Source organism: Candidatus Thorarchaeota archaeon (assembly GCA_013388835.1).
GTDB lineage: Archaea > Asgardarchaeota > Thorarchaeia > Thorarchaeales > Thorarchaeaceae > JACAEL01.
The window spans coordinates 1-14191 of sequence record JACAEL010000041.1 but is presented as its reverse complement, the minus strand read 5'-3'; the positions used below and the strand labels follow the sequence as shown (position 1 = coordinate 14191).

The window sequence follows — 14191 nt, the reverse complement described above, 5'->3', positions numbered from 1 at the left end:
GCGCGAAAGGCACCAGCATCGCTCCGACAGTGAGGCAGGTAGGTCATTGGTAGAACACTATGCATGGATTGGTGACTGGACAGCTCGTCGAGCCACTCTCACACCAAACAAGGAAGCCGTGTTCGAGTTCGTCACGGGACAGAGGTATACCTACGCGGAGATGGACACGAGGGCCAATCAGTATGCACGGGCTCTGCTTAGTGCCGGAATCCAAGAGGGTGACAGGGTAGCCACCTACTCCAAGAACCGAGTCGAGCTTCTGGACCTGTTCTTTGCCTGTGGAAAGACTGGCGCGATATTCGTGCCCTTCAACATCAGGCTGGCAAAGAGAGAGATTGACTATCTTGTAGCGAAGACGGACCCCAAGCTCTTCCTCTATGACACGACCATAGAGAGCATGTTTTCCCAGGTCTGGAACCCTGCTGACGTGAGGAGAGTAATGCCAATGGTACCGTCCCAAGACCACAGAGGCGAATCACTCGCTGAGCTGGCCCATGATCAACCCGGCACGCCCTTGGAGAGGACCGAACTCGACATGGATGATGCTGCCATGATAGTGTTCACCGGGGGGACGACGGGTCTGCCAAAAGGAGCGGTCCTTTCACACCGTCTTGTCTTCTGGAACTCCGTGAACACCATCGTCTCATGGGGATTGCGGCCTGATGATGTGCAGCCGCTTCTCTTTCCGCTGTTTCACACGGGTGGGTGGAACGTGCTCCTGCTACCCTTCTTCCATCTTGGGGCCAAGACAGTCTTGATGGGAGACTTCGACCCCGCTGCTACACTCAGGACGATCGAGTCGGAGAAGTGCACGGTGGTCATTGGTGTTCCCACCATGTTCCAGATGATGTCACAGCTGCCTCAGTTTGGCACAACAGACTTCAGCAGCGTCAGAGTCTTCATTAGTGGTGGAGCACCGTGCCCGGTCGCAGTGATGGAGCCCTACTGGGCACGAGGCAAACCATTCAAGATGGGGTACGGTCTCACGGAAGTCGGTCCCAACAACTTCTATCTTCCCGAGAGTGAGATTCGCCGGAAGCCGAGTTCTGTCGGCTTTCCAGTCTTTCACTGTGATGTCAAGATAGTCGATGACGATGGCAGACCGGTCTCTGACCGGACAGTCGGTGAGCTTCTACTGAGAGGCCCACACATCTTCTCCGGCTACTGGGATGAACCACAGGAGACAGCGAAGACAATCGAACCGGATGGGTGGGTTCACACCGGAGACCTGGCCACGAGAGATGAAGAAGGGTTCTACTTCATTGTGGGACGCAAGAAGGACATGTTCATCTCCGGGGGCGAGAACGTCTTCCCGACAGAGATAGAAGAGGTGCTCTATCAGCATCCCGCCGTTCTTGAGGCCGCAGTAGTCGGTATTCCTGACGAGAAGTGGGGAGAAGTCGGCAAGGCGGTGGTGGTCAGGAAGCCGGGAAAGACTGTGACAGATGAAGAGCTTCGTGCGTTCTTGGAGGGAAGGCTCGCCAGATACAAGATACCGAAAGTCTACGAGTTCAGAGACTCGCTTCCCAAGAGCGCGGCTGGCAAGATACTGAAGCGTGAGTTGAGGTAGGGAGTACCATGGGTTCCAACACTGTAGGGATTGAAGCCATAGGTTGCTACATACCGCCTGAGCGCCACACTGCCGAGTACATATCACAGTGCTCCGGCACACCTGTAGATGTGTTGAGGACCAAGATAGGGCTTGAGAGCAAGGCGGTCCCCGGACCCGGTGACCATACTGTGGCGATGGCTGTGAAAGCGGCCAAGATCGCCATAGAGAGAGCGGGCATCAACCCCGCAGAGGACATCGACCTTGTGATATGGGCTGGCGAGGTCTACGCCGAGCATCCAATGCAGACATATGGAATCAAGCTACAAGGCGAAGTGGGAGCAACAAGAGCTTGGGCCTTTGACATCAACCAGCGTTGTGGAACAATGGTCGTCGCCATGATGATTGCCAAGTCGATGATGCTGACAGGCGGATACTGTAGAGTTCTGATTGCCAGTGGCTACAGAAACTGCGACCTGATAGACTACTCAAACATCCGCACACGCTTCATGCATGACCTCGCAGCCAGTGGGGTGGCGGTAGTCCTGAAGGCGGGACATGACAGAAATGCAGTCCTTGAGGGCAGTGTCATCTCTGACGGCCGCTTCTCGGAAGACGTGTATGTTCCCGCAGGTGGGACTGTCATGCCGTTGACATGCGAAGCTCTTGAGAAGAGACTCAACTACCTGGATGTACCAGACCCTGAGGGTCTCAAGAGACGACTGGACCGACTGTCGATGGAGAACTTCATTCGAGTGGTTGACGACTCGTTGACGAGAAGCGGCTATCGACGAGAGGACATCGATTATCTCGCTCTAATCAGGATGAAGCGAAGTGCATTCGAGTTTGTGGCAAAGGAACTCGGAGTGGATCCATATGAGCAGTCATGCTACTTCTCAGAGTGGGGTCACATGGGTCAGAATGACGCGATAGTATCCATTGAAGAGGGGATAAAGAGCGGTAGAATCAGGGACGGCGATGTGGTCGTCATGACGGCAGCCGGAATTGGCTGGGCGTGGAACGCACTGACAATCAAGTGGGGACCTGTCGAACCGGAGGACTAAAGGCATGGACAAAGTACGGATGGCAACATACTCTGAGATTCAAGTCGGACAGTGGGCGGAGATTACTCACACCGTGACGGATGAGGACATAAGGAAGTTCGGTGAACTGAGCGGCGACTTCAATCCTCTCCACTTCAACCATGAGTGGGCTGAGACTACCATGTTCAAAGGCAGGATTGCCCACGGCATCCTGACGGCGGCATACATCAGTGCAGTAATAGGCATGAAGCTTCCCGGGGCAGGTACCATATACCTCGGACAGAGTATGAAGTTCCGCAGGCCAGTCCGAATAGGAGACACCATCACTGCACACGTCGAAGTGGTTGCGAAGGACGATGAGAGACAGAGAATAACGCTTGCCACGACTTGCACTAATCAGGACAGAGAGGTCGTGCTCGATGGCGAAGCGGTGGTCAGCATCATGAGGGCGTAGAATCTGGCGCAGAGGCTCTCTGTCTTGCCAGCGGAAGCCTCAACTGAATCACTGCACCCTGTGTGGGGTCTCCAACCACACGATCTGTGATGTCCAGCTGTCCACCGTATCGCTCCATGGCATACTTCACGAGCACAAGGCCAACCCCGGATGTGCCGCGATAGCCGTGTTCGAGTCGTGACAGTATCAAGTCTCTGCGCTCAGGGTCGAATCCCGGACCGTGGTCCGCAATGCGGAGATTCATGAAGTCACCGTCTCCATGAACTGATGCAGTCACCTCAATCGCGACTCTCGTGCTGGAGTCGTGCTTTGCCGAGTTGTGGAAGACGTTTGCAAGGGCATCAAAGAGGAAGTCGTCAGCCATCACCTCACGGCAGTTCTGAGGGATGTCCACTGATATGTCGAACTCCTTCGAAGGGAATGAGCTCTTCACGAAGCGTGTGACGGCCGTCATAGTGGAAATGAGATCGACCGGCCGGAGAGCAATTGGCTCCACCTCCACCTGAGAGAACCTCCGGACGTTTGCAATCAGTCGGATCCCCCTCTGCAGCTGCTCTATGGCACGGGCCAGCAGATCCTTCGCCATCGGGGGAAGCGAAGCCGTGTCCTGTGCCAGTTCTAGCGCCATCACCACGCCCTGATGTATGTTGGTGATGTCGTGGACCATCAGGTCGTTGTAGAACTCGGCTCTCTCTCTCGCTTCCTTCAACTCGCGTTCAGCATGGACTTGCGCTGTGATGTCCCTTGTGACCTCGACCGCACCGATCAGCGCACCGGTCTCATCTCTCACGGGTTGACCACGGATGGACCACGTTCGACCGTCAGGGGTGTGAACAATCCCATGCTGAGCCGCACTGGTCTCGAATGCCTTCAGGACCGGACAGTCTTCACACGGGGCATCCCTGCCATGCCACAGTCTGTAGCAGTGCTGTCCAATCAGCTGGTCCTTTGAAAGACCCAGAGAGTCTGCGGCTGCCTGATTGCACGCCGCCAGTCGCATCCCCCGGTCTCGGTAGAGGTTCACATGTTCATCAAGAGCGTCGAAGATTAGCTGCTTTTCTCGCTCAGACTGTTTGAGTGCCGCCTGAGTCTGGATGAGCTCGGTCATGTCGTGACTGATTGTCACAATCTGTCGTACATGACCTTCGGAGTCTCTGACAGGAAACGCAGACACATCCACTTGTATGGGCGAGCCATTTCTGGCGCGGGCAGACACTACTCCTCTGAATCTGCCATTGGTTGTCAGCTCGGCCATTATCGCGGAGAAGCAGTCATGACCCAAGTGAATGGCCGGGCTCATTCCCGCAATCTCATTGTCGGAGTACCTAAAGAGCATCTGGTGTGAGGCATTCTGCTGCAGGTACGCACCCTCCGGACTCAGTATGGCCATGGGTTCTATCGAGTTACTGAATATCTCATTGTAGAGCTGTGCCTTCTCCTCGTGACGTGCTCTCTCAGTGATGTCCTCAACGATGGTCTGTATCACTGCATCTTCGCCTTCACCCACCGCAGTCGCCATCACTGAGAGCGTAATCAAGCTTCCACTGCTTCGGGAGACCGTGTACCGCCACCAGCCGTTCAGTCTCTCCCCCGCGGCGGCACGCGAGTATCCATCCAGAGCCGTCTCACGTTCGCCCGGTCCAAGCCGGGATGTCAGCTCATGCACCTGCATCCCCTGTATAAGGTCGGGCGGAATCTCAAGCATTTCGCAGAGAGCCTTGTTGGCGTATATGACCCGGCCAGACTTGATGAGGACGTAGCCAAGAGGGGACGAGTCGGCAAGGGCTCGAAGCGCCTCTGTGGCTCGGCGGTCATTGGGATGTTCGAAATCACTCATGACTTCTTGCGCCTCTTTGCAACAGCTCCCGTAGGCGAAGTAGGTCCAACCCGGAACCCGTTGATGCCCACATATGAAACGCACAGAGCAATAAAACACTACTGCTGGCGTATCATCTAAGGAATTCCAACACGAGACTGTTGAACTCGGCAGGATGGTCGTATATCAGAAGGTGACCTGCGCCTTTCAGTGTCTTGATAGTCGAGTCTGGGAGCCACTCGTGCAGCATTTCGGATGCCCATACTGGTGTCGTGATGTCCTTCTCGCCAACCAGAAGTAGAGTAGGGATTCGCAGTCCTCTCAGCTCTTGGCAGATGTTGAAGCCGGCAGACGCAGCCGTAGCAAATAGGGCATCGTCCCGAGACATGTGGTCAACCACCATGGCGGCTATCTTCTTGGCAGTGGCCTCATCGTATGGAACGAGACCTCTCTTTGCAATCCCGATGGCAAACTTGTCGAGTGGATTCCCACTGACCCGGCTCATCACATCAGTAACGGCTTCGTTGCTGACAAAGCAGTAGGAGCTTGCGATTACAAGCTTCTTCACCCTTAGTGGGTTGTCCAGTGCGTAGACCAGGGCAACCATCCCTCCCAGTGAGTGCCCAATCATGGCAAGCACTTCAGTCCATTTCAGATGGTCCAACAGCCGTGCCAGCTCTTTCACATAGCTGCGGACTGTGAACTTCTTTCTCGGTCTCGTGGAGCGTCCGTGACCGTAGAGGTCGAATCTTAGCACACAGTACTCTTTCTCAAGAGCTGGAAGTTGGTTCTCCCAGCAGTCACTGTTCAGGAATAGGCCGTGTATGAGAACAACCCTTGGACCCTGTGGGTTGCCGCTGACTGCATAGGCTATCTCACTACTCTCAGTGACCAGCTTCTCCACTTGTGGCACCTCGCAATGCGGACAGACAGGAGCCTAATAAGGCCCTTGTACCTCCTTCTAGATGGGAAGAGGAAGTTCTACAACCATGCAGGCCCCTTGAGCGGGGTCACCTGACACTCGGTCTTCGACCCAGATTCTGCCACCATAGCGTTCTGTGATTCGTTTGGCCAATGTGAGACCGATGCCTCTACCGTGTACGCTTCCGGACTCAAGTCTGTCGAAGACGTGTGACTTCATCTCGTCTCTTATGCCCGGGCCGTGATCCATCACGCGAACCTGAAGGCGCTTGCCATCGCTGCTTCTGACAAAGCTGACATCGACCACTACTGCGTCAGATGGGTCGAACTTCACTGCGTTGTGCAGGAGGTTGTACCAGAGGTCCAGAGCGAACTCATCGCCGATGAGAATGGCATCAGCACCATCAGAGTGTATGTTCAGGGTCAGCACCTTGTGAGGAAACGCGGCTCTGACAAGATGCGCGGCCTCTCCCAATGCAACACGAAGGTTGTATTCGTGGTCCAGTCGCGGTGTCCGTTCGATGTTCGAGAGCTTTCTCACATTCACCGTGAGGTTTATCGCCCTCCTTATCTGTTCGAACACCACTGAGATCTGTCCTCGCAACGATGAAGGCAGGGTGTCGTCCAACAGAAGAAGCTCCAAACCGACGAGCACGCCTTGATGGATATTGTTCAGGTCATGTGTCAACAGGTCGTTGAAGAAGACTGCTCTGCTTCGTGCTTCCTCCAGCTCTCGCTGAGCCCGCGTCAGGTCTGTGATGTCTCGTATGCTTCCTATCAGACCCTTGAAGCTACCGTCTTGGTCACGAATCACAGAAACAGAATACGACGCAGGAAAGGTCTCGCCGTTCTTTCTGACCAGGACGATTGTTTCCTGGTCCAAGAATCCATCTCTGAGCAACCGGTCCTCTGACGCGACAGCGTCGTGTTGTTTGTGCTGAGCGGGGGCCAAAAGCAGGTCATATGGTTTGCCTCTGAGGTCTTCAGGTTCGTAACCGAACAGCCGCTTGACCGCAGGGTTCACTGCGACAATTGTCATGTGTTCGTCTGCCATGACTATACCATCATGGATGGTATCGAATATCACCTGCAGTTGTTGCTGGGACTTCCTGAGTTCAGACTCGGACATCTTCCGTTTCGTTATGTCACGGACAATCGTCTGGTAGAACAATGGCTGGTCGTTCTCACCCCTTATCAGCGAGACCTTCACCTCCACGGGCACTCTGCTGCCGTCGCACCGGACCATCTGCTGCTCGAACAGAGGCACCTCTTCGCCGCGCATGAGCCTTTCTACTCGCTCCATCGCGAGCGGCATCTCGGACGAGGGAACGAAGTCGAGGGCAATATGATCGACAAGTCTTTCCTCAGGACAATCGAGGAGCCGGCAGGCTTGATTGTTGACTGCCGCGTAGGTACCATCAAGCCGAACTATGAAGACTGCATCGTTGTTCTGCTCAAAGAGAGCCCGGTACATGCTCTCGCTACGGGCCAGTTCCTCCTCCTTCATCTGGCTATCAGTGATGTCTCGAATCAGGAACTGGTAACCAAGCGGGCGGCCATCGGAGTCGCACCGGATATTGTTGGTCATGTGAAGCGAGAAAGTGGAACCATCAGCACGCAACCCCTTTGCCTGCAGGCCGACTCGACTGATGGCATCGCGGCATGAGGCATCTTGGAAGAAACGAGTGACTTGTTCCCGGCTCTCCGGGGCCATTAGGTCTGTGAACATCATCCCAATGAGTTCGGCAGAGGAATACCTGAACATGACTTCAGCCATCTTGCCCGCCATTTCCACTCTGCCCTGAGCATCGGTGAGGAACAAGGCGTCAGACAGGTGTTCATAGAGAAGTCGATAGCGTGTTTCACTCTCCCTCAGCGCCCGTTCTGCCCGCTCTAGCTCAGTCACATCAATCGAAATGCCGCCTATGAGTGGAGCTCCACGGGCACGAGGAATGGAAAACTTGAATGTCTGAAAGTGCCGAGTCGTGCCGTCCTTGCCAGTCAGGGTGTGGATGGCTTCGGCATGCCCCTCCTCAAGCGCTCGCACGTCGGTCGCTATCAGCTCGGCAGCCTTGTCCGATGGGAGGACGTCACTAGTATGCTTTCCCACCCAGTCTCCGAGGCCCAGTACTTCTCTCATGTACTTGTTCACATAGAGGTTGACCGAGTGAGAGTCCTTGATGAACACAGGACCTGGAACGCTGTCTGCAAAGACCTCGAATCTCTGAGTCAGCTCCTCCAGCTCTGTCTCGATGGACTTCTTGACGGTGAGGTCCCGCGCTATGCTCATCACCGCAATCTCACCCCTGTACTCCAGAAGCCTAGCTTTGACCTCGACGGGATAGACCTCTCCTGTTCTCGTCACATGGCTTGACTCGAAACTGAGCTGGCCGTTCTTCGTCAGCCGCGCCAGTCTATCAGGAATGGCAGCCCGAGAGTCAGAATCTACTATGTCGTGGATTGTCATGCGCGTGAGCTCGCTGCGAGAGTAGCCCAGTCGGGTACACGCGGCAACGTTCGCTGACAGTATGCGCATATTCAGGTCATGGATGTATATCTCGTCCGCTGCAGTGTCGAATATCATCCGGTACTCTCGCTCAGACTCAACGAGAGCATTGTGCGCTTCAACTTCACTTGTGAGGTCGCGCATGACCGTGACCACCTGCACTACCTGACCGTCATGCATGATAGGTATCTTACGAGTCTCAGTCACAACGAGACGCCTGTGAACGGAGTTCTCCTCGACAGTGACCATTGTCTCGCCAGTGTTGAACACCTGCATATACTGGTCCATCACCTCCTGATCCAAAAACGGAAACGCCTCTTTCACAGTCTTCCCGAGGATGTCTGGACTCAAATCGAGAAGCGTCAACCAGTCGAGGAACCTCTTGTTGCAGAACAGGATTTGCAGGTCACGGTTCACGACATGTATCGCGTCACCTAAAGCATCGAGTATCAGTGCATACTGATCCGTGCGTGAGTCAGAGGCGGACTTGTGTATCAGAGTAGGCACCACATTGGAGTTCGCGTCAGCGAAGGTCTCAAACGACCTGATAACCATAGCTGGTGTGCGGTCCAGTTCTGAACGTGGGAAGACCGCATCAACTAGACGCCTGTCGAAGCTTCACCACGAAACTAGTTCCCTGGGACGGGTCACCTTTCACTCGGTCCTCGGCCCACACTTGGCCCGCATATGAGTCAATGATTCGCTTGACCAACGTCAACCCCATGCCTGACCCACGGGGCAGCTCAAGACGAGTGAAGACGCTGGACTTGAGAGCATCGCTCATCCCAGGACCCCAGTCTTCAAATCTGAACTCAACCATGCCTGCCTCGTCCTTCGATGCGACAATTCGAATCCGGGGAGGGGTGATGGGAGACACCTTGACGGCGTTGTGTAAGAGGTTGTAGAAGACCTCCTTCAACAGACCATCGGCAAGGACCAGGAACTCGCCGCTGTGAACACCACATTCAAGGGCAATTGCCTGATCTGGAAAGGACTGCTGCAACAAGACTATAGCTGCTTGCAGTTCGTCGTAGGGGTCAACTGGAAGAACATGCGAAGTGCCCCTGTCAACAAGGGCGAACTTGCGAACATTATCGATTAGCGATATGCTCCGCGTCACTTGGGATAGAGAACTCTCCGCCAGATCCCTCAGCTCCGATGGGAACAGAGGACTGCGCAACATAAGCTCAAGCCCAGTCATGATTCCTTGATGCATGTTGTTGAGGTCATGACCTATGAGGTCAAGCAAGAACTCGGCTCTGCTTCTTGCTTCTTCAGCTCTCTTCTCAGCCATGCGCTCCTTTGTTATGTCCAGCGAGAAGCCTCCTAGGAGTGGAGGACGACCATGCACATGAATTGGGAACTTGAAGGCCTTGAAGTATCTGACACCGCCACTGGACTCATCAGCCAGCATCTGCTCAAAACTCCGCGCTCCATGCGCCAACACCTCCTTGTCTTCCGCCATGGAGCGTTGTGCCATCCGAGCAGGAAGAAGCTGTGCGTCAGTCTTGCCAATCCATGTCTCTTCAAGGACTCCTCTTCTCATATACTCGTTGATGAAGAGCAGTCGCAGTTCATTGTCCTTGATAAACACCGGACCTGGCGTGGCATCGGCAAAGCTGCGGAGTATCGCTTGACTCTCCCTGAGCTGTTCTTCCACCGTCTTTCTCTCGATGACCTGTCCGAACAGGTGGGCAATTATCTCAAAGAACCTTCGGTCCGACTCGGAAAGAACGCGGTCCCTTCTCGTGGCAAGGTTCAGAACGCCCCACAACTTGCCATTCGCCTTCAGTACAGGCCAGAATATGGCACACTTCACACCCAGTTCTCTCATCCTTGGAGAGTAATCAGAAGAGTCATGTACAAACTTGGGCTGACGGGTTCTGGCGACCTCAGAAGCAAAGTGCTTGTCATCGTTCACAGACACAGCCTGGTGAATCTCATCAGCACGAAAACCAATCGCCGCCTGAAGCACCAGCGACTCAGAGACCCGGTCGTATCGCCGGATGACCCCGAGTTCATGATCCACCAACTGGACCACTGCGGCCAGAACTCTCTCGCATAGTTCCTTCAGCGTGCCTTCGCTGGATGCCGCTTCTGCCACTGCAGCATATGCTCTCGAGTCCCGCTGCAGCTCGCGTTCCAATGAGATGAGGTCGCTGATGTCATACATTGTGACAAGCACCCGTTCAAGAGTGTGTGCAAACTCATCTGGCACCGATATCTGCAGCCTGACGTTTCGGCTGACTCCGTCAGGGGCCTTCACGACTGAATGGATGTTGAAGTTCCGAACGCCCTCAGCAAGCAAGGCCAGCTCCTCAATCATTGCCACGCGACCCTCAGGAGAGAGCACTTCACTCAAGCTCCCAATCAGTTCCTGAGGTGACTTGACGCCTTGAAGCTCAGCCGCAGCCCTGTTAGCCCGGATGACACGGATGCTTCTGACACAGGAGTCTAGAAGGTCGGGGTTGGATTGCAAGCGCTCCCTGATGTTCCCGGGAGACTCCAGCTGAAGCCGGTCGAGTAGCAGTTTGGTCGCGGAGAAGTCCTCTTCCCATATGGCCGCCGGGTTTCGCTCGAACAGGTCACGGTACACCACGCTGCTGGCCCCGGCACGGAAAGCCAACCGTGGGTCCAAGCAGGGACAAGATACCAACACGATCACGATACGAGTCGTGCGGCACTTGACGGCAATTCTCGTCATGATTACGTCAGCTTGATTGCGACCCTCGACTGACCGTGGGATGGTAATCGTATCGTCTTGACCAAGACCAGAAAGGAACGAACTGAACTGGTCGCATGACTGCAATCCCATGGTGGTACAGAGCCACTGCGCCACATCTGTGCAGGATGCTCCAATCATTGACTCGGCGGGTCTGCCAATGAGACTACAGGCAGTCTCATCCAAATGAGCGACTAATCCATCTGCCAGTATGATGACACCAGTCTGCCCTTGGCGCCGCATGTCTTGAATCGTACTAATCCAGGATTTGACGCGCTCCTGAGATCCACCAGTCAATTCCATGACTCCTGTATATGGTCTAGTCCGTGCAGTGGCAGACAAGTGGCAGGCATCAATGTAACACAAGATAGTCTTTTCTTAGGCGGCATAAGAGTCCATTTAGGACAGACAACTAAGTCTCATATGGTCAGAAAGGAGCTAATTGAACAACACCACATCAGGAAGCAGGTGAGGGACCATGGCAACAATATCAGCGAAGGACACGATGCCGGTAATCAGACTCACCACGAGAGTATTCAGGCCCGTACCAGAGGTCTGGGAGAAGCTCGTAGACCCCCTTGTGATGCTTCAGTGGCTTGGAAATGAGATCAGCGCAGAAATCAGAGAGGGAGGCACTATCAGATTCTTGGGGGAGAATGCTCCAACTACCGGAGAGATTGGAGACACGTGGACCATAAAGAGGGTGCGCAAGAATCAGGCGCTCCTTTGCAGTTGGCCGATACTCGGTGCAGAGACCTTGTTCTTGATGAAGATGACACCTATAGCGCCCGGCACCCATCTAGAAGTCAGGCATGGAGCAATTCCGGTCTCGGCCGAGCCTTTCCATCTTCCTGAGCATTGGATGAATCTCTTAGCCAATTTCAGGTCCGTACTTGAGCTGGGCGAGCCCGCTCTGAGATTCAACTACAGGAACTATCATCCGCTGAGAGTCACAAGGTATGATTCAACAGATGTGAGACTCAGTCTTCTCTGCCGGACACCCCCCTCAATTCCATACGATGTCTTTACTAACCCTGACAAGCTGCGCCACTTCATAAGAGCGGAGAAACCCATTGTAGATAGAAGATACGGTGGCATCTACACTTGGTGGGCGGAGGGAAAGGGTCCGGTGGTATTCACCAAGCTTGTTCCAGACAAGGAGATTGAGTTCTCCTGGGCCTATGGCGACGAACCAGAAACCAGAGTGAACATAAGATTCGAGCAGGTGGAGCAGAGCACGCTCGTCAGCCTGCATCACTATGGCTTCAAAGACCCTGAGAGGGTAGTTCCTTATGAGATAGGTTGGTCGAGCATTCTGAGCCAACTCAAGCTCGTCTGCGAGCTGGGTGAGTCCGCCATAAGTGTGGAGTATGGGGGAACCATATAGTCATCCGAACATGACGTAGAGCCCGAGAAGAGGCATCGTCGGAAAAACAAGAAGCCACAGCATTGTGGATGTCACAAGAGGCAGGAGGAAGTTGTCCAACCACCTGCGACTGAAGAACTCCGTGGCTGCCACGCCCAGTGCTATGACCAGGAGTCGTGGCACCACACAGAGCGTACAGGTGTCTGAGTAGAGCGCGAGCGCAACAAGCATTGAGAGAAGTGAAAACAGCATCACAGCAAGACTTCCCTCGACCGACTTGCCGGTCTGTAGCCTGGGGAGGTACTTTCCACCAAGTGTCCTTCCAATGACCTCGCCCGAGGCATCCGCCCATGCAACTACGAGAATAGCAGCCACGAAGATCTCGGGTCGAGGCAGAAAGACGAGAAATGAAAGAGCAAAGGAGAGCATACCCATGAACCCTGCGGCAAACGTACTGAAGCTGGTCTCGCCCTCTCTACTACCGGCCATCAGCAGCTCCTGAATCAGAGTGCTTCTGTGAGCCCACGCATATGAGAGCAGCGTCAGGAAGATGCCTGCAGCAAGAGCTGGACCGCTGAGATTGGAGTAGGCCACAACAGTCAGGCCAATCACACTGCCAGTCGAGATGTGTACAAACTTCCTCGGTATCCATCTTGCCATGTTCCGCTTGGCCATCATGAATGCGATTGCCAGACATAGAGATGCCAACACCCCTGTGAGAAGGGCCAGCAGGACATCGGTCGTGCTCAGCGCTCCAAAGACTAGCTCTACCATACTGGACACAACAACCGTGCAACCCGCCTTTTGTCTGTTGCTCACATACAAGCCTTGCGTTGAGGGCGATGTTCTCAAAGTCAATGGACCCGCATCGCTCGATGGAAATACCGGCCGCCACGATCGCGCTCCAGTCTGCACACAGACTCACGGATTAGCCGAGCCGCCCTTGGTCATGTAGAACAGCAATATCCGGAGTCAAGCGGCGTGTGCTGGAATCCAATTGCATCAAGTCGCTAACCTTAAGTTGTAGATTACACATTCACAGGACCAATGGAAGGAGTGGTGTCCCGGAACGTCACCACTCGGCAGGCGCACGAAACGGAGAATCAAACCGTGAGAGACCAGGACGACGGTAGCAAGATCTTCAAGGCGGTGCTGATTGGGGATGGAGCTGTTGGAAAGACCTCCATCAGACGCAACTACCTAGGAGAGGACTTCATAGAAGGGCATCTCGCTACGATAGGAGTCGACCTTGCAACAAAGCGAGTCCTGTTCAACCAAGAGATTGTCAAGTTCATTCTCTGGGACTTGGCCGGGCAGCCTTCCTTCGAGAAAGTGCGAGGTCATTATTATCACGGAAGCAATGGCATCCTCCTAGTCTACTCTGTTGTCGACCGACGTTCGTTTGACAATGCATCGAAGTGGCTGGTCGAGGCTTACAAGAACATGGGCAAGCTACCCCCCACGATTATCATCGGTAACAAGACCGACCTGCGAGACTCGTCAAGTACTGAACATGTGACTCCCGAAGAGGGCGAGGAGTTCACACGATACTTCATGAATAAGCTCAGCGTCCCGGCCGCGTTCATGGAAACGAGTGCAAAGACCGGGCATCATGTCAAAGAGGCCTTCACCGAGATTCTCAGAATGATGAATGAAGCAGAGTCACGCGAGAGCGACCGCTTCATCGGATGACCAGTGTCTTACGCGACTCCACAACAATGCAGACAGCAACGAGGCATGTCGGTCTGTATCCCCGTTCGACATCGCCCGGATGAAATGGTCTGAAACCTCTTACTGTTAGGTCATTCAGACTC

Annotated in this window: 10 protein-coding genes; 5 read left to right on the top strand and 5 right to left on the bottom strand. The window is 54.3% G+C overall.

Annotated features, from left to right (window positions below):
• Positions 1-46 precede the first annotated feature (46 nt).
• Genes HXY34_07685 through HXY34_07675 form a run of 3 tightly spaced genes read left to right on the top strand, consistent with a single transcriptional unit; the run spans position 47 to position 3046 of the window.
• Positions 47-1570: a long-chain fatty acid--CoA ligase gene (locus HXY34_07685; protein ID NWF96011.1), complete on the top strand. Its 1524-nt coding sequence runs from the start codon at positions 47-49 to the stop codon at positions 1568-1570.
• An 8-nt stretch (positions 1571-1578) separates the two neighbouring features.
• Positions 1579-2613 carry a 3-oxoacyl-ACP synthase gene (locus tag HXY34_07680; GenBank protein ID NWF96010.1) on the top strand — a complete coding sequence of 345 codons (1035 nt, stop codon included), beginning with the start codon at positions 1579-1581 and terminating at the stop codon, positions 2611-2613.
• Between the two features lie 4 nt (positions 2614-2617).
• Positions 2618-3046, top strand: a complete 429-nt coding sequence (locus HXY34_07675) for a MaoC family dehydratase (protein NWF96009.1) — start codon at positions 2618-2620, stop codon at positions 3044-3046.
• On the opposite strand, the gene HXY34_07670 is transcribed toward HXY34_07675, so the two are convergent.
• From HXY34_07670 to HXY34_07655, 4 genes are all read right to left on the bottom strand, one after another.
• Entirely contained in the window at positions 3033-4883 is a 1851-nt protein-coding gene (locus HXY34_07670; protein NWF96008.1) for a PAS domain-containing sensor histidine kinase, read from the bottom strand. The two genes, HXY34_07675 and HXY34_07670, sit on opposite strands and share 14 nt — an antisense overlap.
• Before the next feature lie 112 nt (positions 4884-4995).
• Positions 4996-5766, bottom strand: coding sequence for an alpha/beta hydrolase (locus tag HXY34_07665; GenBank protein NWF96007.1), 771 nt, complete (start codon positions 5764-5766; stop codon positions 4996-4998).
• A gap of 57 nt (positions 5767-5823) precedes the next feature.
• Positions 5824-8844: a PAS domain S-box protein gene (locus tag HXY34_07660; GenBank protein ID NWF96006.1), complete on the bottom strand. Its 3021-nt coding sequence runs from the start codon at positions 8842-8844 to the stop codon at positions 5824-5826.
• A 40-nt stretch (positions 8845-8884) separates the two neighbouring features.
• Entirely contained in the window at positions 8885-11308 is a 2424-nt protein-coding gene (locus HXY34_07655; GenBank protein NWF96005.1) for a PAS domain-containing protein, read from the bottom strand.
• Positions 11309-11489: 181 nt separating this feature from the next.
• On the opposite strand from HXY34_07655, the gene HXY34_07650 reads away from it, so the two are divergent.
• The gene (locus HXY34_07650) at positions 11490-12398 is read left to right on the top strand and encodes an SRPBCC domain-containing protein (GenBank protein ID NWF96004.1); all 909 of its coding nucleotides are present in this window, start codon (positions 11490-11492) and stop codon (positions 12396-12398) included.
• On the opposite strand, the gene HXY34_07645 is transcribed toward HXY34_07650, so the two are convergent.
• Positions 12399-13151, bottom strand: coding sequence for a hypothetical protein (locus tag HXY34_07645; protein NWF96003.1), 753 nt, complete (start codon positions 13149-13151; stop codon positions 12399-12401).
• 336 nt (positions 13152-13487) lie between these two features.
• Between HXY34_07645 and HXY34_07640 the strand changes: the two genes are divergently transcribed.
• Positions 13488-14069: a GTP-binding protein gene (locus HXY34_07640; protein NWF96002.1), complete on the top strand. Its 582-nt coding sequence runs from the start codon at positions 13488-13490 to the stop codon at positions 14067-14069.
• The last annotated feature ends 122 nt before the right edge of the window (positions 14070-14191 follow it).

Coding starts and splice junctions, on each gene's coding strand:
- HXY34_07670 (NWF96008.1), bottom strand. CDS start 4,883: ATGAGTGATTTCGAACATCCCAATGACCGCCGAGCCACAGAGGCGCTT.
- HXY34_07645 (NWF96003.1), bottom strand. CDS start 13,151: ATGGTAGAGCTAGTCTTTGGAGCGCTGAGCACGACCGATGTCCTGCTG.
- HXY34_07650 (NWF96004.1), top strand. CDS start 11,490: ATGGCAACAATATCAGCGAAGGACACGATGCCGGTAATCAGACTCACC.
- HXY34_07660 (NWF96006.1), bottom strand. CDS start 8,844: ATGGTTATCAGGTCGTTTGAGACCTTCGCTGACGCGAACTCCAATGTG.
- HXY34_07680 (NWF96010.1), top strand. CDS start 1,579: ATGGGTTCCAACACTGTAGGGATTGAAGCCATAGGTTGCTACATACCG.
- HXY34_07675 (NWF96009.1), top strand. CDS start 2,618: ATGGACAAAGTACGGATGGCAACATACTCTGAGATTCAAGTCGGACAG.